Origin of the sequence: Wylensekiella montiformis (genome assembly GCF_009697385.1) — a bacterium.
In the GTDB taxonomy this organism is placed as follows: domain Bacteria; phylum Bacillota; class Negativicutes; order Selenomonadales; family Selenomonadaceae; genus Selenomonas_A; species Selenomonas_A montiformis.
In genome coordinates this window covers 103,137-124,398 of sequence record NZ_VUNL01000008.1, presented here as the reverse complement: position 1 = coordinate 124,398, position 21,262 = coordinate 103,137, and the positions used below count along the sequence as shown (strand labels likewise).

21 protein-coding genes are annotated in these 21,262 nt (G+C 53.3%); 20 read left to right on the top strand and 1 reads right to left on the bottom strand.

The features are described 5' to 3' along the window. Nucleotides 1-73 precede the first annotated feature (73 nt). From FYJ78_RS08390 to cbiE, 12 genes are all read left to right on the top strand, one after another. A complete protein-coding gene (locus FYJ78_RS08390; RefSeq protein ID WP_154620965.1) occupies nt 74-817 on the top strand; it encodes an FhaA domain-containing protein in 744 nt (247 codons plus the stop codon). A 10-nt stretch (nt 818-827) separates the two neighbouring features. Then, the gene (locus tag FYJ78_RS08385; RefSeq protein WP_154620964.1) at nt 828-1,271 is read left to right on the top strand and encodes an FHA domain-containing protein; all 444 of its coding nucleotides are present in this window, start codon (nt 828-830) and stop codon (nt 1,269-1,271) included. Nucleotides 1,272-1,275: 4 nt separating this feature from the next. After that, a complete protein-coding gene (locus tag FYJ78_RS08380) occupies nt 1,276-1,980 on the top strand; it encodes a Stp1/IreP family PP2C-type Ser/Thr phosphatase (RefSeq protein WP_154620963.1) in 705 nt (234 codons plus the stop codon). Beyond that, nucleotides 1,977-3,248, top strand: coding sequence for an FtsW/RodA/SpoVE family cell cycle protein (locus tag FYJ78_RS08375; RefSeq protein WP_154620962.1), 1,272 nt, complete (start codon nt 1,977-1,979; stop codon nt 3,246-3,248). Before FYJ78_RS08380 ends, FYJ78_RS08375 begins: the two co-directional genes overlap by 4 nt. After that, nucleotides 3,241-4,638, top strand: a complete 1,398-nt coding sequence (locus FYJ78_RS08370) for a peptidoglycan D,D-transpeptidase FtsI family protein (RefSeq protein WP_154620961.1) — start codon at nt 3,241-3,243, stop codon at nt 4,636-4,638. Before FYJ78_RS08375 ends, FYJ78_RS08370 begins: the two co-directional genes overlap by 8 nt. Before the next feature lie 61 nt (nt 4,639-4,699). Then, on the top strand, nt 4,700-6,451 hold the full coding sequence (pknB, locus tag FYJ78_RS08365) for a Stk1 family PASTA domain-containing Ser/Thr kinase (RefSeq protein ID WP_154620960.1): 1,752 nt from the start codon (nt 4,700-4,702) through the stop codon (nt 6,449-6,451). Between the two features lie 32 nt (nt 6,452-6,483). Continuing rightward, nucleotides 6,484-7,386 carry a ribosome small subunit-dependent GTPase A gene (rsgA, locus tag FYJ78_RS08360; RefSeq protein ID WP_154620959.1) on the top strand — a complete coding sequence of 301 codons (903 nt, stop codon included), beginning with the start codon at nt 6,484-6,486 and terminating at the stop codon, nt 7,384-7,386. Further along, complete coding sequence (gene rpe / locus FYJ78_RS08355; RefSeq protein ID WP_154620958.1) at nt 7,383-8,027, top strand: ribulose-phosphate 3-epimerase; 645 nt, start codon at nt 7,383-7,385, stop codon at nt 8,025-8,027. The genes rsgA and rpe overlap by 4 nt, the downstream gene beginning before the upstream one ends. A 34-nt stretch (nt 8,028-8,061) precedes the next feature. Continuing rightward, entirely contained in the window at nt 8,062-8,850 is a 789-nt protein-coding gene (folE2, locus tag FYJ78_RS08350; protein ID WP_154620957.1) for a GTP cyclohydrolase FolE2, read from the top strand. 31 nt (nt 8,851-8,881) lie between these two features. Next, nucleotides 8,882-9,871, top strand: coding sequence for a lysylphosphatidylglycerol synthase transmembrane domain-containing protein (locus FYJ78_RS08345; protein WP_154620956.1), 990 nt, complete (start codon nt 8,882-8,884; stop codon nt 9,869-9,871). Between the two features lie 31 nt (nt 9,872-9,902). Then, nucleotides 9,903-11,015 (top strand): cobalt-precorrin-5B (C(1))-methyltransferase CbiD, encoded by a 1,113-nt coding sequence (cbiD, locus tag FYJ78_RS08340; protein ID WP_154620955.1) that lies wholly within the window; start codon nt 9,903-9,905, stop codon nt 11,013-11,015. After that, nucleotides 10,997-11,641 carry a precorrin-6y C5,15-methyltransferase (decarboxylating) subunit CbiE gene (gene cbiE, locus FYJ78_RS08335; RefSeq protein WP_154620954.1) on the top strand — a complete coding sequence of 215 codons (645 nt, stop codon included), beginning with the start codon at nt 10,997-10,999 and terminating at the stop codon, nt 11,639-11,641. The genes cbiD and cbiE overlap by 19 nt, the downstream gene beginning before the upstream one ends. A gap of 210 nt (nt 11,642-11,851) precedes the next feature. Here the strand turns inward: cbiE and FYJ78_RS08330 are convergent, their stop codons facing one another. Further along, nucleotides 11,852-13,090, bottom strand: coding sequence for a dicarboxylate/amino acid:cation symporter (locus FYJ78_RS08330; protein WP_154620953.1), 1,239 nt, complete (start codon nt 13,088-13,090; stop codon nt 11,852-11,854). Nucleotides 13,091-13,454: 364 nt separating this feature from the next. Here FYJ78_RS08330 and FYJ78_RS08325 point away from each other — a divergent pair, with 364 nt between their 5' ends. From FYJ78_RS08325 to FYJ78_RS08290, 8 genes are all read left to right on the top strand, one after another. Further along, nucleotides 13,455-14,051, top strand: coding sequence for a biotin transporter BioY (locus FYJ78_RS08325; RefSeq protein WP_154620952.1), 597 nt, complete (start codon nt 13,455-13,457; stop codon nt 14,049-14,051). A 6-nt stretch (nt 14,052-14,057) separates the two neighbouring features. Beyond that, on the top strand, nt 14,058-14,744 hold the full coding sequence (gene bioD, locus FYJ78_RS08320) for a dethiobiotin synthase (RefSeq protein WP_154620951.1): 687 nt from the start codon (nt 14,058-14,060) through the stop codon (nt 14,742-14,744). 19 nt (nt 14,745-14,763) lie between these two features. Continuing rightward, nucleotides 14,764-16,116 (top strand): adenosylmethionine--8-amino-7-oxononanoate transaminase, encoded by a 1,353-nt coding sequence (gene bioA, locus FYJ78_RS08315; protein ID WP_154620950.1) that lies wholly within the window; start codon nt 14,764-14,766, stop codon nt 16,114-16,116. Between the two features lie 174 nt (nt 16,117-16,290). Continuing rightward, nucleotides 16,291-17,601: a flagellin N-terminal helical domain-containing protein gene (locus FYJ78_RS08310; RefSeq protein WP_154620949.1), complete on the top strand. Its 1,311-nt coding sequence runs from the start codon at nt 16,291-16,293 to the stop codon at nt 17,599-17,601. 22 nt (nt 17,602-17,623) lie between these two features. After that, complete coding sequence (gene cbiT / locus FYJ78_RS08305) at nt 17,624-18,223, top strand: precorrin-6Y C5,15-methyltransferase (decarboxylating) subunit CbiT (protein WP_154620948.1); 600 nt, start codon at nt 17,624-17,626, stop codon at nt 18,221-18,223. Between the two features lie 132 nt (nt 18,224-18,355). Next, nucleotides 18,356-19,684 (top strand): ammonium transporter, encoded by a 1,329-nt coding sequence (locus FYJ78_RS08300; protein WP_235899955.1) that lies wholly within the window; start codon nt 18,356-18,358, stop codon nt 19,682-19,684. 210 nt (nt 19,685-19,894) lie between these two features. Then, on the top strand, nt 19,895-20,557 hold the full coding sequence (locus FYJ78_RS08295; RefSeq protein WP_154620947.1) for a corrinoid protein: 663 nt from the start codon (nt 19,895-19,897) through the stop codon (nt 20,555-20,557). A gap of 39 nt (nt 20,558-20,596) precedes the next feature. Continuing rightward, nucleotides 20,597-21,247, top strand: a complete 651-nt coding sequence (locus FYJ78_RS08290; protein WP_154620946.1) for a corrinoid protein — start codon at nt 20,597-20,599, stop codon at nt 21,245-21,247. The last annotated feature ends 15 nt before the right edge of the window (nt 21,248-21,262 follow it).

Genomic DNA, 21,262 nt, shown 5'->3' with positions numbered 1-21,262 from the left:
GTTTGTCCGATGATAAGCGCCCCAAAAGCCCTGAATACGTCTCACTTTATGATGATCAGAGGAGGTCTGTTTTATGGGGATCGGAAAATGGGAATCCTTTCTGGAAAATCATATCGAAGGGTTTTTCAATAAAAGGTTCAGCAGCAGTCTGGAGATGGCCGAGCTGATTAAGGGCATTGAAAAAGAAGTGGCGCGGCAGGGCCGCGGCAAGCCGAAGCATGGGCTGCCGAATCATTATGAATTTATTATGGCGCCGGATGATTATCAGCATTTCTGTGCGCAGCGGGTTCTGGATGAGCTTTATACAGCTGTCGAGAAGCAGGTTATTCTGCAGGATTATCTCATGGAAGGGAATCTGAAGGTAGCCTGCCGGGCCGAAGCGGAACGCACACAAGGGACCTTTTCCCTGCGCTCCTGGTATGAGGAAGAGAAGCCTGCCGGCAATTCGGATGAGTCGGTTCATACGATTGTGCTGGAACGGCCCAGTTTTTCCTCCAGTACGCCGCTGAATCTTCCGCGGGAATACAAGACAGCTTCTCTTCGGGTCACGGAAGGGCCCGATCTGGATGCTTATCTGGAGTTTGGAGAAAAGCAGATTTATATTGGACGGCGTGACAAGAACGAGTTCATCCTGACCGATTCCAGAGCGTCTCGTCTTCATGCCTGGATTTCTTATGAGTCTCATCGCCATGTGCTGCATGATGCGCAGAGTACAAACGGAACCTTTGTGAATGACAGGCGCATGGAATCTTGTTGTCTGCAGGACGGCGATGCGATCCGGATCGGTTCGACGGTCTTAAGATACGAGGTGATTTGATTTGCCGACGATGGCGATAGTTTTGAAGGCAGTCCGGGTGGTGCTCGAATATGGTATGCTGCTCTGGCTGCTGTGGTTTGCTGTCAGGCTGATGAAGCGGATGTTTGTGGATATGCGCCGTGAATCAGCAGGTCTTAAGCACCCGGAGACCCGTCAGAATGAAGCGGTTCTTTCTGTAGTCGATGCAGAGGAAGCGAATCTTTCCGGACGACGGTTTGCTTTTGACGAACAAATTACGGTCGGACGTGGTGAGGATAACGACGTCATGATTCCTGAAAGTTTTGTTTCTCATCATCATGCTGTGATTTATCGCCATGGCAGTCAGTATGTGGTCGAAGATCTGGGGAGCAGGAATCATACCTATGTTAACGATCAGATATTAGAAGGCCGGGCCTATATCAAGCCGGGGGATCTGGTGCGAATTGGCATGGTTACATTGAGATTCGAGAGGTGAGCAGATGAATCAGGTATATGAGGCCACCGATGCCGGACTGGTGCGTTCGGGCAATGAAGATGATGCGGCTGTCTTTGATCCGTCTGTTTATGTCGTGGCAGACGGAATGGGCGGGCATGCTGCCGGTGAGATAGCAAGTCATCTGTTGGTCAAAACCGTGCGCGCGCAGCTGAAAGGCGTCTCCGGAATCGGAGAGGAACAGCTGCGCCGGGCTGTACAGGATGCCAATGCGGCTATTTTGCATAGTGAGAAGGAGCATCCTGCGTATCAGGGGATGGGAACGACCGCGACGCTGCTGCATGTGTCCGGAAGCACGGCGTTTTGGGCGCATGTCGGTGACAGCAGGCTTTACCTGCTGCGCGGGGACCGTTTCTGTCAGATCACACGTGATCATTCCTATGTAGAGGATCTGGTTGAGCAGGGGGAGATCACGGAAGCAGAAGCACGAATCCACCCGAGGCGCAACCTTCTGACCCGGGCTGTCGGCATTGAAACGGAGCTGGTTGTGGATACCGGTTCTTTTCCGCTGGAGGCGGGGGACGTTCTGCTTTTGGCTACGGACGGTCTGACCAAACTGGTCAGTGATCCGGAGATCGTGATGCTGCTGCGGTCTGGTGCGGCTGATCCTGCCGCAGAGCTGATACGGGCGGCATTGGCTGCCGGCGGGACGGACAATATTACGGCCATTGTGGTGGTGTATGCTTCATGAAGAATTGGAGTTTGATGCTGGCGCCGTTGGGGTTCGTACTGTGCGGTATGGGCATTCTTTATCTGAAAATGAATCCGAATGGGGGGCCACTTCCTGCCGGCGCTGTACCCGGTTCGCTGAATGGTTTCCTATGGCTGGCTGGAGCAGCCCTTCCGGCATTGTTCCTGCAGGCGGTAATCATTCGGCGCAGGGAAGATACCGTTTTGTTTCCAATCGTCCTGATGCTGGCCGGCGTCGGGGTGGCGGAAATCGCCAGACTGAAGCCGGAGCTGATGATCCGCCAACTGCAGTGGATCATCGTCGGAATGTTGGTGCTGCTGCTGGTTTTGCGTTTTTGGGGACATATCCGCCGCATGCTGGATTATCCCTACCTTTTGGGCATCGGCTGTGTCCTGCTGTTGGGACTGCCGCTGCTCTTTGGGACGGAGATCGGCGGCAGCAAGAACTGGCTGGTTTTCGGTCCGATTTCCATCCAGCCGTCAGAGCTCGGGAAAATTGTTTTGGTGTTTTTTCTGGCGGCCTATCTTTCTGACCACCGCCGCGTTTTGACGCTGCCGTCTCATCGCTTTCTCCTGCTGCGCCTGCCGCCGCTTCGCTTTATCGCGCCATTGATCTGTATCTGGGGAATGGCTGTATTGATGTTCGTGGTGGAACGGGATCTCGGGTCTGCACTGTTGTTTTTCGGTATGGCTGTGCTCATGACGTATATGGCTACGGGAAGCAAGTCGTATGTATTTCTGGCACTGGTTTTTATTGGCGCAGCGGCGGCGGTCAGCTATGCGATGTTCGGTCATGTCCGCGTGCGATTCGATATATGGCTGAATCCCTGGCAGGATCCGAATGGCATGGCGTACCAGGTCGTCCAGTCCATGTTTGCCTTTGGCACGGGAGGAATATGGGGAACCGGATTTGGATATGGACATCCGGGATTTATCCCCGAGGTCCATACGGATTTCATCTTTGCCGCGATTGCAGAGGAGATGGGGCTGGTTGGAGCGATGATGATTATCGCCTGTTACGTCATGCTGTTCTGGCGCGGTATCCGGGTGGCACTGGCTGTTCGGAATGAGAAGGAAATGCTGCTGGCCGGCGGATGCAGCTGTTTGATTCTGCTGCAGATGTTTATCATCATTGCCGGCGTTACGAAATTTCTGCCGCTGACGGGGATTACGCTTCCGTTTGTCAGTTATGGCGGCAGCTCGATGGTAGCTGGCTTTCTTTTGCTGGGAGTGTTATTGTCGTTGTCAAAGGAGCAGGAACATGGCTGATTGGAGAATGAAACGTCAGATCCTGCGGACTGCATCCTTTTTGCTGATGCTGGTCGGCCTTCTGACGGTCTATATTGTGTACCTGTCTGCCTGGGAAGCCGATGATTTGGCAGCGAATCCGCTCAATATGCGTAGTGCAGCGGCTCGGGCGGATATCCGCCGCGGATCGATATTGGATGCGCGGGGCCGTGTCCTGGCTCAGACTCGTCAGGATGGGAGCCGCAGCTATCCCATGGGGGCGGCAATGGCCGCGGTGACGGGATACAATGGTGAAAAAATCGGAAGCGCCGGAGTGGAAGGCCATGCCAACCGCGAACTGCTCGGCTTATCTGAGAATCTGTCCCGGATCGGTCCGATATCCCAGCTGTTTCAGTCCGATCAGGGCAACGATGTTAAGCTGACCATTGAAGCCGATGCGCAGCAGGCTGCTTATGACGGTCTGGACGGTCGAAGGGGAGCTGTTGTGGTTTTGGATGCTGCGACAGGAGCTGTACTGGCTATGGTCAGTTCACCTTCGTATGATCCCAATGATATCGAGTCCAACTGGAAATTGCTCTCGAAGCAGGCAGATGGTGCGCTTTTAAATCGTGCGGTGCAGGGACTGTATCCGCCGGGCTCGACGATCAAGCCTATGATTGCGGATGCCGCGCTGACCAACGCAGCAACAAATGAACGGGAAATTTTTGACTGTAACGGTTCGCTGGATGTCGGCGGTGGACAAACAATCCGTGAAAGTCATGGAGAGGTACATGGACGCGTCGATCTGCGCAAGGCGCTGACCGAATCCTGCAATGTGACGTTTGGCACGCTTGGTATGCGTCTGGGAGACGAAAAGCTGAAAAAGGCCTTTGAGCGATTTGGCTTTGACCGGGAAATTGGCGGCGACATTGTCATGACCCGGTCACATCTGCCGTCGTTTGGTACATTGGGAAGCGGCGATCAGGCGCAGACGGCCATCGGTCAGAGTTCGCTGCTGGTAACGCCGATGCACATGGCCCTGCTGGCCGCTGCCTATGCGAATGGCGGGGTTATTATGAAGCCTTATCTCGTCCAGCAGGTCATCACACCGGGCGGGACGGTAATCCATGAGACGGTTCCGCAAAAATGGCTGACGGCGACAACACCGGAGATGGCAGCCCGTCTGGACAGCTATATGGAAGATGTGGTGACGAAAGGGACCGGAAAAGCGGCGCAGGTCAGCGGCATCCGGGTAACCGGCAAGACGGGAACCGCAGAAAATGCAGCCGGAAAGGATCATGCCTGGTTTATCGGCTCTGCTGAACTGCGGAACCGGCGCATCGTGTTTGCTGTTATTGTGGAAAATGGCGGCGGAGGAGGTACACAGGCCGCGCCAATCGCGCGCAAGGTGATCCTGAGCCTGCAGAATTGAGAGAATCATTCCCCGGCAGGGGACATCGATAGAAACTGTCTTTACCTAGGAGGAAATATCAATGATAAAGCGTGTCTTAGACCAGCGCTATGAGCTCCAGGAACTGATCGGCGGAGGCGGGATGGCCGATGTTTATAAGGCGACGGATCTGCTTTTGGATCGTCCCGTAGCGGTGAAGATCCTGCATGACCAGTTCAAGAGCGATACGGAATTTATCGATAAATTCCATCGTGAGGCACAGGCTGCCGCCAGATTATCTCATCCGAATATTGTCAATATCTATGATGTCGGTGTGGCGGACAGCGCCCATTATATTGTCATGGAATATGTGCCGGGGAGTACGCTGAAGGATAAAATTCGTCAGGAGGGGCATCTGGGCGTTTCTGACTCGCTGCATATTGCCGGCGATATTGCCCGCGCGCTGGCGCATGCCCATGCCAATAAGCTGGTTCATTGTGACATCAAGCCGCATAATATTCTTATGATGGCCGATGGAAGCGCAAAGGTTGCCGATTTTGGCATTGCCCGCGCCGTTACGGAATCCACGATGACTTATTCCGGCAATGTCGTGGGATCGGTGCATTATTTTTCGCCGGAACAGGCAAAGGGAACCATCATCACGCCGAAGTCGGATGTGTATTCACTGGGTGTCGTGCTTTATGAGATGCTTACGGGTCAGCTTCCGTTTACCGGAGAGACGCCGGTGAGCATTGCCATGAAGCATCTGCAGCAGGAGCCGGTGCCTGTGCGGCAGATCGATCCGTCCATTCCGCCTGTCGTTGAGGCGATTGTATCCCGGGCGATGAGCAAAGACCCGGCGATGCGCCCCACGGCGGCCGAACTGGTCGCTGATCTGCAGCAGGCATCACAGATAGCCGGAACGGGCGCCGGTTATGGCGGTGTGCCGCAGCCTGACCCGGATGCGACACAGATTCTGCCCCGTGTACAGGAACCTTCCGCGCCGTCGCGTCATGAGCGGAATTACGGGTATGAAGAGCCGCAGACGGAACGTTCCGTGTTCCGTTCCAAGAAGTTCATTGCCGGGCTTGTTTTTGTCCTGCTTATGGGTTTCTTTGTCGGCGCGTTTATGAGCTATGGCAAGTTTTGGAGTACAGAAGAGGTCGTCGTTCCGGATGTCACCGGGAAGCAAATGACGCTGGCCCGTCAGATCCTTGAAGATAAGAAACTGCGTGTCAATGTGGCGGAAACGTATGATGCCAGTGTTCCTGCTGGTGTAGTTGTCTCGCAGACGCCGGAGGCCGGGGCGAGAGTTAAAGAAGAGCGCCTTGTGACTATTTATGTCAGCAAGGGCGGAGAAAGTGTGGAAATGCCGGATCTGAAGGGGCTGTCTAAGGCCGATGCGGAGGCCAGACTGAAAAAGATGGGACTGGTGGTTGGTTCTGTTTATGAAAAAGCCTCGGAGGAGGAAGCAGGTACGGTTATTGCTACCGATCCAAAGGCTGGCAGCAAGGTCACAAAAGGGCAGAAGGTGGATATTACCATCAGCAAAGGGAAAAAGGATACTAAGGTTTCTGTGCCGGACGTCACGGGACTGACTTTAGAATCTGCGGAAGAGCGGATTAAGGAAGCGGGATTCCAAGTCGGCAATATCTCACGCCGCAGCGTTACCGGTGCTGCAGCTGGTACGGTCATCAGTCAGAGCCCGTCCGGCAGTGCGGCTCCCGGTTCTGCTGTCAGCCTGGTTGTGGCCGACGCTTCGTCAAAGGGCAAGGAGAACAAATCCGAAAAGAACGGCAAACAGACAGAAGGAACGGCACCAGTGCAAAATACTCCATCCGGCAAGAGCCGCTGAGCTTTCGGTGAATGGTGAGAAAGGGAGCGTTCATGCAAGAAGGGCGGGTCATTAAGGCCTATAACAGTTTTTTCTATGTGCAGATTGATGAAGCATGTGAGCTGGTCACCTGCAAGCTTCGGGGGAAATTTAAGCGGTCCCGCAGAGAGAATGGTATCCTTCCCGGCGACCGGGTCATGATTTCCCGTTTGCCGGATGGTACCGGCGTCATTGAGGAGCAGCTTCCGCGCACAAGTCTGCTGATTCGGCCGGCTGTGGCCAATATTACACAGGTTATGATTACCGTTGCGGCAGCCCAGCCGGATTTGCATCCGCTGCTGTTGAACCGCTTTCTGGTTCTGGCCGAATGGTCACAGATCCCTAAAATTGTGATCTGCGTCAATAAAAAGGATCTGTATGATGGTGAGATTCGTATGTTTCTGTCGGAATATGAAGCGATCGGCTATCCGGTGCTTCGCGTCTCGGCCAGAGAAGGAACGGGAATCGAGGCGGTGTGCGGCCGGCTCCGCGGTGAGATTACGGTTTTCGCCGGCCCGTCCGGCGTGGGAAAGTCTTCGCTGCTGAACCGTATCGATGACGGTTTATCGCTCCAAACCGGATGCGTCAGCGAAAAGATTAAGCGGGGACGCCATACAACCCGTGTGGCTGAACTCCTTCCGTATGACGGGGGCTTCATTGTGGATACGCCGGGATTCAGCGCTGTGGAGTTTACAGAGATCGGACTGGAACGCCTGCCGCTGTTTTTCCCGGATTTCCGTCCATATCTCGGATGCTGCCGCTTTTCCCCATGCAGTCACACCCATGAGCCGGACTGCGCGGTCAAAGCGGCCGTTCAGGAGGGGAAGATTTTAGAGGAACGTTATGAGGCGTATCTCCGCTTTTTTGAAGAGATACGGGAACAGCGGAAAGTGGAACGAAAGAAGGAATGGAAATGATAAAAATAGCTCCATCTATCCTGTCGGCTGATTTTGCTCATCTGGCTGATGAGATTCGTAAAGTAACCGATGCCGGAGCAGAGTATGTTCATATTGATGTTATGGATGGGACCTTTGTGCCGAATATCACATTGGGCTCTCCCGTTGTGCAGAGTCTGCGCAAGGTCTCTGATGCTGTGTTTGATGTGCATCTCATGGTCGAGCATCCGGAAACGCAGATCGAATCCTTTGCCAAGGCGGGCGCGAACATCATCACGTTTCATGCGGAGGCAGCAAAGCATCATCATCGCATTGTGCAGCAGATCAAGGCGTCCGGGTGCAAGGCTGGCATTGCACTGAATCCGGGGACGTCTCTGGCAATGGTTGAAGAACTGCTGGCAGATGTGGATATGGTGCTTATCATGACCGTGAATCCGGGGTTTGGCGGACAGAAGTTTATCTCCTCCCAGCTGGAAAAAATTCACATGCTGTATCATACGATTCAGGATATGGACTTTGATTGCGATATCGAAGTAGACGGCGGAATCAATGCTGAGACGAGCAAACTCGTACGCCAGGCCGGAGCAAATATTTTGGTAGCGGGGTCTGCTGTCTATGGCGCACCGGATGCCGCTGAGGCCATCCGGGCTATCCGTGGATGAAGAAAGAAGCGCCGGAGAAGGGAAGAGATCATTGATGCAGGATGTACAAAATCGGATGGACGGCAGGGGAATTGCCATTCAGCGTGTCGGGATTAAGGATGCTCATCTTCCCTTTCTGATCAAGACAAAGGAAGGCGGATTTCAGCAGGTATTAGCCCGTATATGCTTTACCGTCGCATTGCCGGAGAAATATAAAGGAACCCACATGAGCCGTTTTCTGGAGATTCTCATGCCGTGGAGCCAAAAGCCTTTGGCGGAGCCGGAGATGGAAAGCATGCTGGAGGAGGCGCTGTGCAGGCTTGATGCCCATTCGGCGGAAGTCAGCTTGTCGTTTAAATATTTCGTAGATAAAAAGGCCCCCGCCAGCGGGCGCCGTTCTGTGCTGGATCTTGACTGCTGCTTTACCGGCAGAAAGGAAAAGGGACAGCCGATGCAGTTCCAGCTTGGGGTAGACGTTCCGTTTACATCGCTTTGCCCTTGCAGCAAGGAAATTTCCGCGTATGGTGCGCATAATCAGCGTTCCGTTGCCCGCGTCCAGCTGCGTTTCCGGCCGGAGACGGAATGTATTTATATTGAAGATCTGGCCGCGTTGGTGGAAGCGCAGGGCTCCGCGCCCATTTATCCGCTGCTCAAGCGAGAAGATGAAAAGTTCGTGACGGAAGCGGCCTATGCAAATCCGAAGTTTGTGGAGGATATCCTGCGGGATATCGTTCTGGAATTGCGCCAGCTCAAGGGGCTGGCCTGGTTTTCACTGGAATGCGAAAACTATGAGTCGATACATAATCACAATGCCTATGCGGCACATGAGGAGTCGCTGGTCTGACTGAATGAAGCAATCCTGAGGGACGGATTTCATGAATAAATTTTACAAGCGGTTTTTGGCCCTGATTCTGTTGGTGCTGATTATTTCCGGTGTGGTCATTTACACAACGGTAGATATCAATACCCTGCAGAATCTGAATCGGTTTAAACCGTGGTCAATCATTCTGGCTGTGATGGCCGTCAGTCTCGGCCTGTTTTTTGATGGCAGCCGACTGATGCACATGGTAAAAATTTCAAATGAAAAGATCACGCTGTATCAGGCGGTTCAGGTCATATTCGGCAATTATTTTCTTGCCCTGCTGACGCCGGGGGCGACGGGAGGCGCTGTCGCCCAGCTTATGTTTCTGCGTCATGCCGGCGTGCCGACCGGCAAGGCGACCGTGCTCGTCATTGTGCGTACTCTGTTGTCGATTTTGTTCCTCGTTTTGTGCATGCCGTTGATTTTTTTGCACGATCAGGGAATCTTGCCCGGCGTGTCAAATGAGACGCTGATGGTTATCACGCTGACCGCTTTTGCCGTCATTCTGGCCATTGTGGTGGGAGCGCGCCGCGGCTATCTGGACTATGTCATGGTACGTCTGACCAGACGGATGTGTGCCAGTCGGCGCCGAAAAGCGTTTGCTTTTTTTCGCGATACGAAAAGTGCCGTCAATTTGCTGTCACGATCGCCGCGCCAGATGCTGCTGGTGTTTTTGGAATCCGGTTTGAACCTTCTTTGCATTTATGCGATTGTGCCATGTCTGCTGCTGGGGCTGGGTGTGACGGATGCGGATTGGTATACGGTCATGGGACGCATGATATTTTTGAATATGCTGCTGTATTTCACGCCGACTCCGGGCGGTTCCGGCGTGGCTGAAGGCGGTTTTGTGCTGCTGTTCAGCGATACGGTTCCCGCCGGAACGGTCGGTATTGTAGCAGTGTGCTGGCGCCTTATTGCCGAATACATTCCCTTTTTGGTGGGGCTTTATTATACACTGACCGTATTCGGACGTGATTTCCTGAATCGGCAGCTCAATAAATAGAATCTGTCCATACAGGCAGGGGGCGGGACGTTTGAAAAAGAAACTCAGAAGCGGCTATACGACTGGCGCCTGTGCGGCGGCCGGAGTCAAGGCGGCTCTGCTGTGCGAAGCCGGGGAATCCTGGCAAATCGTCGAACTTATTGCGCTCGACGGAACGCCGCTGACTATCCCCGTAAAGGATGTCCGGCAGACCCGGGAGGGATGGCAGGCAGAAGTGGTGAAGTGTTCAGGCGATGACCCGGACATTACTGACGGTGTATCGGTATTTACGAGGGTACGCCACATTTCCTGTAGGCCGCCGGAGATTCATTTCCGGGCCGGTGAAGGAATTGGGACGGTGACGAAACCGGGCCTTTCCGTTCCTGTCGGTGAACCTTCCATTAATCCGGGGCCGCGGCAGCTTATCCGGCGCGTTGTGGCGGATGTGCTGGGCACGGATCAGGTGCCGTTGGAGGTTACGATTGCGATCCCCGCTGGGAAGGAACTGGCTCGTCATACACTGAATCCGGTCCTTGGCGTAGAGGGCGGTCTGTCTGTCATCGGTACGACAGGCGTACTGCGGCCTATGTCTGAGGAAGGATTCCGAAATTCTCTTGTACCGCAGATTGATGTGGCGCGGGCAGCAGGCTTTCAGGATCTGATCTTTGTGCCGGGCAAAATCGGCGAGCGCATTGCCTTGTCATGGGGCCTGCCGCAGCAGGCCATTATCCAGACCAGTAATTTTATCGGCTTTATGCTGGAGGCGGCTGCGGAGCGCCATATCCGGCGTGTGATGCTGTTTGGTCATATCGGCAAGCTCAGCAAGGTGGCGGCTGGCGTATTTTATACACATAACCGCATTGCCGACGGAAGGCTGGAAACCATGGCCGCTTATGCAGCCGCTGCCGGACTGGATCAGCAGGGCGTACAGGCTGTCCTGTCGTCGAATACGACGGAAGATGCCTTGTCTGTGCTGACGGCAGCTGGTCTGCGCGATACCGTCTGCCGGGTGCTGGCAGAACGGGCAGGTATTCGGTCGGAGCGCTATCTTTTCGGGAAAATGACCGTTGGTGCAGTCATGGTGACTTTGACCGGCGATCTGCTGGGATTGGATGAGAAGGCAAAGGCAATCGGGGAGGAATTTTCATGGAATCTTCCGCAATAAAGCATCGCATTATCGTAGCCGGAATCGGTCCGGGAAATCCGGACTATATGATTCCGGCAGCGCGGGACGCGATCCGGGGAGCAAAAGCTTTGGCCGGCGGACGTCGTGCTTTGGCACAGTTTGCGGAAAGCGGGCGGCAGCATACGATGGTCATAGCCGGGGATATTCCCGGTGTCATGGAGTTTGTGCGCAGAGAACTGGAACAGCATGACGTTGTCGTCATGGTATCCGGCGATCCCGGATATTACTCGCTGCTCGATGCACTGCGCCGCTATTTTCCGCACGAGCCGATTCAGGTCATTCCGGGGATCAGCGCCATGCAGATGGCGTTTTCCCGTTTAGCGCTTCCCTGGCATGATGCGCAGCTGGTGAGCTTTCACGGCCGCCGTCCGGCAGCGGAGCAATTGACCTATCAGCCGGGCCGCACCATCGGCATGCTGACTGACGGGAAGTACACTTCGCGGACGATTCCGCCTATTCTGATGGAGCAGGGCTGGCCCGATACAGCGAAGCTTCACATCTGTGCCCGCCTGACCTATGAGGATGAGACTATCCGTACCACTACGCTGAGGGAATCCGTCTCTCTGCCGGAAACCGGACATGGCATCCTGATCGTGGAAGGTTAAGCGAGGTGCGTCCAGCCTGCCTGAGGTAGACGGTGAGAAGAAATCCATCCAATAGAAGAGAGCACGGCCTGCTGCTTTTAAAGCAGCAGGCCGTGCTCTCTTCTATTGGGATGATATATTTTCTTGCGAGCCCGTAAGATTTATCATGCCAAAGGCTGCGCGGGCTTGATCGCGTGAATCATGTGCAACAGCAGCAATGACGCTTCTGGATCAGGCTTTTTGGCGGAACTGGTCTACGATTGTAGCGCAGGCTGCGTCGCCGGTGATATTGACGGCAGTGCGGAGCATATCGAAGATACGGTCGACGCCGAAGAGAATCGGCAGGGCATCAATCGGGATGTTTGCCGATACGAGAACGGCGACGACAAGAAGCGTCGGCCCCGGAACGCCAGCCTGTCCAACTGCGCCGAGGGTGCTGGTGATGATGATGGCTACATACTGAGCAAAGGAGAGATCCATACCATACATTTGTGCGATGAAGGTTGCGGCCATGGCATAGTAAGCCGCATTGCCATTCATGTTGATCGTGGCGCCGAGCGGCAGGGCGAAAGAAGTCGTTTCCTTGGAGACACCAAGCTCGGTAGTGACCGTGTTCATATTGAGCGGCAGAGTAGCCATCGAAGAAGCGGTGGAAAAGGCGAAAACCTGAACCTTCCACATGCTCTTGAAGAATTGCTTGTACGTTGTGCATTTGGAGAACAATGCGACAGACCCGCCGATCATGCCGTAGGTAACAATAGCCAGAACGATGACATAGAGGATGATAAGGTACAGGATTTTCATGAGTACGCTGTATCCGAATGTACCTGTGGCATCGGCCATGAGGCAGAATACGCCGATCGGAGCGATATACATGATGGCCGTCATGATTTTGATAAAGAGCTCGGTCATGAAGTTAAAGAAATTCAAAAGAAACTCTTTTTTCTTTCCGTCTAAATAGGTAGCGGCAAATCCCATGAACATGGCAAACACGATGATTTGCAGGATATTGCCGTCAACGAGCGCTTTGAACGGATTGGCTGGTACGAAACCGGTCACCGTTTCCCAGAACCCGGGGATTTTGGTGCTTTCCTCTATGTGGTCTACCTGAATGGCGGCACTGGACAGGGAAGCCATGTCAATGCCGAGTCCCGGCTTGAACAGTTCGCTGAAAAGCAGTCCGAGCATGACCGCGACGGCTGTGGTTATGCCGTAGTATACAAAAGTCAGAGCGCCGATCTTGCCCGCGCTGCTCGATTTCCCCAGCGAGGCAGCACCGCCGATCAGCGAGAACAGGACGAGTGGGACGACAACCATTTTGATGAGCTGCATGAACAAGTTGCCCATTGGCGCGAACATGTGGGCTGGCTTTCCCATAAGCAGTCCGACAACAGCACCGAGAACGGTGGCGCCGATGATCCAGATGCCGAGTCTGTCCAGACTCATGCCGGATTTTTTTGTGTTTTCCATTGGATAATTCCTCCCTCAACGGATAAAATAAGACTCCCGGCTGCCAAGTATTGTTTCGTCTTTCCTATTTTAACAGAGTTTTCTTAAAATGTCCATTACAGGCGGATGATTTTTTCTTCCGTCCCAGTGCATGGTTTTGCCTTGGATTGGGATGATGGGGGCCATTGTATCGCCGGCCCGTTCCCAGCTTGATTCGTGTCTGATGTTTGTCTTATTGGGAACGGCGATTGCTGCGCTATGCGTTTTGTTTTAAACGGTTGGCTTTATAGTTAACTTAAAATATAAAATAGGTTGACAATGAAAGGGGAAAGGCGTATGGTAAAGAGCGTGATGGTTCTTTTGTGAAGAGAGGAGAGGAAAATTCATGAAGAAGCTTGAGGTACGGGAACTGGTGCTTTGTGCCCTGTTTGTCGCCTTGATTACAGTGGGGACATTTATCCGGATTCCTGTTGGCACGGATGTTTATACGCTGCAATTTTTATTTACCTTGCTGGCAGGATTGCTGCTGGGGGAACAGATGGGGGCGGCTGCTGTCGGGGGATATGTTCTGATGGGATTGGCCGGTATTCCGGTTTTTGCATCCGGCGGAGGCCCAGGATATGTACTGCAGCCGACGTTCGGGTATCTGCTTGGTTTCATTTTGCAGGCATGGTTTTGCGGCCGCTATGCACGGAGATTCCGTCCGGTGTCGTTCCGGCGGCTGCTGGCTGTAAATTTCGGCGGCATGGTGATCGTGTACCTGATCGGTATCAGTTGGTTTTATGTGTTCTCGAATTATGTCGCCGATGCGCCGATTACTTTGTGGGCTGCTATTTTTTATTGCGGGATTTTACAGGCGGGTCCGGATTTCCTGTTGTGTATGGCCGCAGCGGGATTGGGACTTCGCTGTTTCCATGCGGGGATATGGCTGGCTGTGCCGGCAGTGGAAAAGTCCAAAGCTTATGCGGTAAAGGAAGTGTAATTCAGGATGGGGAAAGCATTGTTCATTACGGGAACAGGAACCGATGTCGGCAAAACGTATGTGACCGGGCTTATTGTCCGGCATCTTCGTCAGTCCGGCCGAAATGCCGGGTACTATAAGGCAGCGCTTTCCGGTGCTGAGCCGGATGATCAGGGGGAGCTTCAGCCGGGCGATGCCGTTTATGTCAATCAGATGGCGGAAATCGGAGAGAAGATACCGCATCTTGTTTCCTATGTCTATCGCGAGGCCGTATCGCCGCATCTGGCCGCGCGTCTGAATCATACGCCCATTGATTTTTCCCGTGTGGAGGCGGATTTCCGGTGGGCACGGGAAAAGTATGATTATCTGACGATGGAGGGAAGCGGCGGTATTATATGTCCTCTGCGCTGGGATGATCAGCAGCATGTGATCCTCGATGATCTGGTGAAGCGTCTGGATCTCGACGCGTTGATTGTGGCCGACGCCGGGCTTGGCACGATTAATGCGGCGGTGCTGACCATTGAGCATCTCAGAGCGCGGGCAATAGGGATTCCGGGTGTGATATTCAATCATTATCATCCGGGGAATATCATGGAAGAGGACAATGCCAGGATGATCGAGGAGATTACAGGGATTCCTGTTTTGGCCTTTGTTCAGGATGGAGACAAGGAACTTGATATGGATCCAGACAGGCTGGCTGCGCTTTATCGATGAACGGAGGAGGAAAGAACGTATGGCTTTGACCATGGAAGAACGCGATTTGCGATATATCTGGCATCCCTGTTCGCAGATGAAAGATTATGAAACATTGCCGCCGATGGTTATCGATCATGGGCAGGGGGTCTGGCTTTATGATATTTATGGCAAGCGGTATCTTGATATTGTGAGCTCCTGGTGGGCTAATCTGCTGGGACATTGCAATCCGGATATTAACGCGGCGATCCGGGACCAGCTGGATCGGCTGGAACATGTTATTTTTGCCAATTTCGCGCATCGGCCGGCTATTGAGCTGGCCGAACGGCTGGCTGAGATCACGCCGCCTAAAATCCGGAAATTTCATTTCAACGACAATGGATCTTCGGCTGTGGAGTGTGCGTTGAAAATGTGTTTTCAGTATTATCTGCAGAGCGGAAAACCGCAGAAAAAGCGCTTCATGTGTTTGACGGAGGGATATCATGGCGAGACGATTGGCGCGCTATCCGTGGGCAGCATGGATCTTTATGCGAAGATGTATCAGCCCATGATGATGGACAACATTCATGTGGAGGCGCCGGATTGTTATCGCTGCCCGTATGGGAAGACGCGTGAAACGTGCAGCTGTGAGTGTTTTGCTGCTGCAGAGAACGCATTCCGGGAACATGCCGGAGAAACGGCGGCGATGATTGTAGAGCCGCTGCTGCAGGGAAGCGCCGGTATGCGTATTTACCCGCCTTTGTATCTGAAGAAGCTGAGAATGCTGTGCGACCGCTACGATGTCCGGCTGATCTGCGATGAGATCGCGACGGGATTCGGACGGACCGGTACGATGTTTGCCTGTGATCAGGCGGAAATATCTCCGGACATTCTGTGTTTGTCCAAGGGGCTGACCGGCGGGTACCTGCCTATGTCGATAACTTGTGTGACCGAAGAGATTTACGATGCGTTTTACGCGGATTACAGCGAGGGGAAAGCGTTTCTGCATAGTCATACTTATGCCGGCAATCCGCTAGGATGTGCAGCAGCGCTGGCGGTACAGAAGGTTTTGCGCGAACAGCATATTTTGCAGAAGGCCGGGCAGACGGCATCCTGGTTGACCCGGGAAATGGATCGGGCCTTTGGGCATCACCCGAATGTGGGGGAGATTCGGCATATCGGACTGATTCATGCGATAGAGCTGGTCCGGGATCCTGAAACGAAAGCGCCATTGGATCCCGCGCGGCGCACAGGTTATGCGATTTACAAAAAGGCGCTGGAATATGGACTGATTCTGCGGCCTCTTGGCGATGTCCTTTACTTCAATCCGCCGCTCAATATCACGCGAGAGGAGCTTACTCAGGCTATTGAAGCTGCGCATCGGGCGCTTTGTGATATTCTGCCGGAAACATAAGAAGGGTCCCCTTTCTAAGAGGAGGGAACGGAAAAAAGATCGTGCATGCGGCTGGCTGGAAAAATCCGGACAAATCAGGTAAAATGGATTGGTCCGGATTTATTTTTTTGAGAAAAATCGACGATATACATAAGGAGAGGGAGATTGTCGTTTATAGAGCAAGGAGGCTGCTATATGATGATCAACAATTATGTGCTGTCGCTCGGCATGCTGAATACCATGAATCAGCATGCTGCGAGTATGGCACAGCATATGCGCCGTATCTCTACCGGACTGCGTATTAACAGCGTAGCCGATGATCCGGCGGGGTGGGCGATCGGACAGCGCATGGATGTGCGTATCCGGGGACTTGATGCAGCCAGCCGCAATGCGCAGCAGTCGAAAAGTCTGCTCAAGGTAGCGGAAGGCGGCATCAGCTCGACGGTAGATATCCTGCGCACGCTGAAAGAAAAGGCCATTGAGGCGGCAAGTGATACGGCGACCACAACGGACCGCCAGACCATTCAGAAGCTGTTCGATCAATATGCAGATCAGATCGATGACGATGCGCTGGTAACCTATAACGGAAAGTATTTGCTGGATGGCTCGCGGGCCGGGCTTTCCCAGGAGACAGCGCAGGCCTTTTCCAATCGTCAGCTGGATACAGGAACAAAGCTTTCTGACAAACTGACAGATCTTATGCGCCGTGACGGCCGTGCGCTGAATATCCAGCCGGATGATACGGTTCAGGTTTCCTATGTCAAGGATGGCAAAACGTATTCGGCCAGTTATTCGGTCAAGGATACGACGGTGTCGGATATTTTCAGGCAGATGAATGCGATCCATGGCGATGTATTCGATGTGGCTGACATGAGCGATACTTCCGAGATCGGCATGGATTCCAGCGGTGAAGCCGTTCATACGGTTGATGGAGAACCGGCTATTTCGGTCCGGGCCGGGGATAAAGGCACAGACGGCATGATTTCTGGTTTTACGATTGGCATTTGTGACAGTCGTGGTCAGATGAAGAAGTCTGTAAACAGCGTGCTGGATGCTTTTTCTGAGAGTATTCAGGCCAAAGATTCACGCAGCGACGGATCTTTGACTATGCAGATCGGAGCGGATGCAAACCAGAGCATGAAGATTTCGCTCGGAGATATGAGTTCACGCGCACTGGGACTACGGGGGAAGGATGGATCGGTGCTCAATGTCACGACGCGGGAGGGCGCCAATGCAGCGATGGATGTGCTGGATAAGGCATTGGAAAAGGCGCTGGATCAGCAAACTTCCATTGGTGCGATGTCGTCCCGGCTGGATTATACGATCAGCAATCTCACCGTACAGAGTGAAAATCTTACGGATGCCCAGTCGACGCTTATGGATGCGAATCTGGCACGGGAGATGCTGGAATATACCAAAGAAAATGTACTCATGCAGGCGGCCATGGCTATGCTGGCGCAGAATAATGCGAATGCAGGCTGGTTTTTGAAGCTGCTGGGAAGCTGACATACAGGAGGGGCTGAACGGAATGTATTTTTTAGGAATCGATGATGAGGAATTTATTCGCAGCGATGTGCCTATGACAAAGCAGGAAATCCGTATCCTGACTTTGGTGAAAGCGCATATCGCGCCGGATTCCGTGGTGTATGATATTGGAGCCGGAACTGGTTCTTTGTCGATAGAAGCAGCCCGGCTGGCTCCACAGGGGCATGTCTATGCGCTGGAGCGCAATCCGGATGGGATTCGGCTGATCCGGGCCAATGCCTCGAATTTTTCGGTTCCGAATGTGACGGCCATTGAGACCGAGGCGCCGGATGGCATGGATGAGCTTCCGCAGGCGGATGCTGTCCTGATCGGCGGCAGCGGGCAGCGCCTTTCGCCGATTCTGGATGTGGTATCATCCCGGCTGAAAGCGGGGGGGCGTGTCGTATTGAATTGTATTACCGTTCAGACTCTTTTGGCCGGTATCGATTATTTCCGTACCCATGACAGGATGTTTTCTTATGAAGCCGTTCAGGTTCAGGTCAATCGCCTGCGTCAGGTGGGGCCGTATGATATGGCCAGGGCAGAAAACCCGATTTATTTGGTCACTGCCGAGAAAAACGTTGCATTATCTTTCGGGCAATGATATAATCCAATTAAGAAAAACAAATAAAAACGTACCGTTTAGGCAATGGAGCCCGCCAGGATTTTTCCTGACGGGTTTTTTTGTTCTTGTTTTTCGAGGAGAATCAGTCATTGTACAAGAGGAGGATGTACTATGAGAACCGAGAGAAAGGGGAAAATTGCAGCGCTTGCCGCATGGACCCTGCTGCTTCCGCAGACTGTTTTTGCTGCGGATGAGCCGGCAGGGATGGGAGCACTGAATGGAGCGGATATGGCTTTCATGGCGTTTGCCGCGTTGATGGTATTTTTTATGACCCCGGCGTTGGGATTCTTTTATGGCGGCATGGTCAAGCGTAAGAATACGCTGAATACGATTATGATGTCTTTGGCCGCCATTGGTATTATCGGGGTTCAGTGGATGCTGTTCGGGTATTCCCTGTGCTTCGGCAGTGACATCGGCGGCATCATCGGCGGAGGAGACTGGCTGGGGCTGAGCGGTGTCGGGCTGGCGCCGGATCCGGATCTGGCCAAGACCATTCCGCATTTGGAGTTTGCGGTATTCCAGATGATGTTTGCCGTGATTACGGCAGCCATCATCAGCGGCTCGATCGCTGAGCGTGTCAGCTTTGGCGCTTATTGCCTGCTCATCCTGCTCTGGTCTACGCTGGTTTATGATCCGCTCTGTCATATGGTCTGGACTTCGGGCGGTATCATTTATCAGCTTGGTGCTCTGGATTTTGCGGGCGGCACAGTGATTCATATTTCTTCCGGCGTGTCCGGCCTGACCGCAGCGCTGGTATTGGGGGCGCGCCGCGGGTATGGCAGTATTCCGAATATCCCGCACAATGTTCCCTACATTATCCTGGGCGGAAGCATCGTCTGGATGGGGTGGTTCGGGTTTAATTCCGGCTGTGCTATCGGTTCGTCGGATATCATGGTAGCGGCCTTTGTGAATACGGCTGTCTCGTCGATGATGGCTTTTCTGATTTGGATGATTCTTGAGCGCGTATGCTATCATAAGGTTACGTTGTTTGGTACGATCACAGGCGGTATTGCAGGCCTGGTCGGCGTAACGCCGGCTGCGGGTTTCGTCGAGCCGTGGGCGGCTGCGGTCATTGGCGCAATCACTTCGGCAGTTTGCTTTGTGGCCATTACGGTGGTCAAGGGGAAATTGAAGTACGATGATTCTTTGGACGCTTTTGGCTGCCATGGCGTCGGCGGTATCTGCGGCGCACTGCTCACCGGTGTCTTTGCGACAAAGGCGGTCAATCCCGATGGAGCAGACGGACTGCTTTATGGCAATGCTGCGCAAATGTTTCCCCAGGTGGTTGGCGTGCTGACTTCCATTTTGATCTCCATCATTATGACTTTGTTGATTTTGAAGGTCATTTCGCTCTTTCTGTCTCTGCGCGTTACGGAGGATGAAGAAAAGGCCGGCTTGGACATCAGCCTTCATGGCGAGTCTGCGTATATGAAGTTTTGAGCAATGTTTTGGCTATAAAAACGGAATTTATTTTTTTGAAAAAAGCATTGATATTCATGAGGCGGCGTGATATAATCAAATTATGAAAAACAAATAAAAAAGTTCCGTTATAGTGGCGGCAGCAAAGAAGCTGATCGATTTCCGGCCCGGTTTTGGGCAGGAAGGATCAGCTTTTTTGTATGCTTCAAGTTTCGGAGGAGGTAGTGAATCATGAGCACGAAAGAAGAAGTTTTGGCAAAACTGAAAACCTGCATTGAGGAGCTGGATGAAGATCTTGGCACAGAGGCTGCGAAAGAAGCCGTGGAGCTGGGGCTGGATCCGATTGAAGCGATCAGTAAAGGACTGGGCGCCGGCATGCAGACGCAGAGCGATCTGTTTGATGAAGGCGAGGTGTTCGTACCGCAGCTGGTTGTGGCCGCAGATATTTTTGAGAATGCCGTGGGCATCATCACCGCGGATCTGTCGGAAGAAGCCAAGTCGGCGACTTCTATGGGAAAGGTTTTGATCTGCACCGTAGAGAGTGATATTCATGATATCGGCAAAAATATCGTTAAGACGATGCTTTCCGCCAGCGGATTTGAGGTGATCGATCTGGGGCGCGATGTTTCGAGCGCTGAGGTCGTGGCGAAGGCAGAGGAGCTCAAGGTGGACATCATCGCTGGCGCTGCGCTTATGACGACGACGATGCCGGCGCAGCGGGATATTATCAATCTGCTGAAAGAAGACGGTGTACGCGATCAGTACAAGTGCATGTTCGGCGGTGCTCCGGTTTCACCGGAGTGGGTGAAATCGATCGGAGCAGATGCTTATGCAGAAAATGCGGCAGAAGCGATTGATCAGGCGAAGCGCCTGATGGCGGAATTGAGAGCCTGACCGGCTGGAAAATGGAACAAAATGGAAGGAGAATGCGTTATGGCAAAGAGTGCGGCAGAATTAAATGAGGCGCTGGCAGAAGCCGTTGTCGATATGGATGAGGGTGCGGTGGCAGAACTCGCCAATGAAGTAGTCGATCAGGGCTATGATGCCCTGGGGGCCATCGATCAGGGACTGGCGAAGGGCATGGACAAGGCCGGCAAATTGTTTGAGGAGGAAGAATATTTCGTTCCCGAGCTGCTGATGTGCTCGGACGCAGTGAATACAGGCATTGATATCTTGAAACCGCATATCAAGATGGAGTCGGCAGGCGAAAAGCATAAGATCGTGGTCGGCGTGATCGAGGGCGATACACATGACATCGGCAAGAATCTGGTCAAGGTTATGCTGAGTTCCGCCAATTTTGACGTCGTCGATGCCGGCCGTGATGTTCCACCGGCTAAATTCGTCGATCTGGCTGTGCAGGAAGGCGCGCAGATCATTATGATCGCGGCGCTCATGACGACGACGATGGACAAGATCGGCGATACGATCAATTTGATCAAAGAGCGCGGTCTGGAAGGCAAGATTAAGGTGGTCATCGGTGGTGCGCCGATATCGCCGGCTTTTGCGAAAAAAGTCGGAGCGGATGCGTACAGCATCAACGCGAACGCAGCCGTTCGCATTGCCCGCGATATGCTGGGGTGCTGAGGCAAAGCGGAGACA

Bases quoted from the DNA above. Each gene is read 5' to 3' on its own strand.
- FYJ78_RS08390 (WP_154620965.1), top strand. From the start codon at position 74: ATGGGGATCGGAAAATGGGAATCCTTTCTGGAAAATCATATCGAAGGG.
- FYJ78_RS08385 (WP_154620964.1), top strand. From the start codon at position 828: ATGGCGATAGTTTTGAAGGCAGTCCGGGTGGTGCTCGAATATGGTATG.
- FYJ78_RS08380 (WP_154620963.1), top strand. From the start codon at position 1,276: ATGAATCAGGTATATGAGGCCACCGATGCCGGACTGGTGCGTTCGGGC.
- FYJ78_RS08375 (WP_154620962.1), top strand. From the start codon at position 1,977: ATGAAGAATTGGAGTTTGATGCTGGCGCCGTTGGGGTTCGTACTGTGC.
- FYJ78_RS08370 (WP_154620961.1), top strand. From the start codon at position 3,241: ATGGCTGATTGGAGAATGAAACGTCAGATCCTGCGGACTGCATCCTTT.
- pknB (WP_154620960.1), top strand. From the start codon at position 4,700: ATGATAAAGCGTGTCTTAGACCAGCGCTATGAGCTCCAGGAACTGATC.
- rsgA (WP_154620959.1), top strand. From the start codon at position 6,484: ATGCAAGAAGGGCGGGTCATTAAGGCCTATAACAGTTTTTTCTATGTG.
- rpe (WP_154620958.1), top strand. From the start codon at position 7,383: ATGATAAAAATAGCTCCATCTATCCTGTCGGCTGATTTTGCTCATCTG.
- folE2 (WP_154620957.1), top strand. From the start codon at position 8,062: ATGCAGGATGTACAAAATCGGATGGACGGCAGGGGAATTGCCATTCAG.
- FYJ78_RS08345 (WP_154620956.1), top strand. From the start codon at position 8,882: ATGAATAAATTTTACAAGCGGTTTTTGGCCCTGATTCTGTTGGTGCTG.
- cbiE (WP_154620954.1), top strand. From the start codon at position 10,997: ATGGAATCTTCCGCAATAAAGCATCGCATTATCGTAGCCGGAATCGGT.
- FYJ78_RS08330 (WP_154620953.1), bottom strand. From the start codon at position 13,090: ATGGAAAACACAAAAAAATCCGGCATGAGTCTGGACAGACTCGGCATC.
- FYJ78_RS08325 (WP_154620952.1), top strand. From the start codon at position 13,455: ATGAAGAAGCTTGAGGTACGGGAACTGGTGCTTTGTGCCCTGTTTGTC.
- bioD (WP_154620951.1), top strand. From the start codon at position 14,058: ATGGGGAAAGCATTGTTCATTACGGGAACAGGAACCGATGTCGGCAAA.
- bioA (WP_154620950.1), top strand. From the start codon at position 14,764: ATGGCTTTGACCATGGAAGAACGCGATTTGCGATATATCTGGCATCCC.
- FYJ78_RS08310 (WP_154620949.1), top strand. From the start codon at position 16,291: ATGATGATCAACAATTATGTGCTGTCGCTCGGCATGCTGAATACCATG.
- cbiT (WP_154620948.1), top strand. From the start codon at position 17,624: ATGTATTTTTTAGGAATCGATGATGAGGAATTTATTCGCAGCGATGTG.
- FYJ78_RS08300 (WP_235899955.1), top strand. From the start codon at position 18,356: ATGAGAACCGAGAGAAAGGGGAAAATTGCAGCGCTTGCCGCATGGACC.
- FYJ78_RS08295 (WP_154620947.1), top strand. From the start codon at position 19,895: ATGAGCACGAAAGAAGAAGTTTTGGCAAAACTGAAAACCTGCATTGAG.
- FYJ78_RS08290 (WP_154620946.1), top strand. From the start codon at position 20,597: ATGGCAAAGAGTGCGGCAGAATTAAATGAGGCGCTGGCAGAAGCCGTT.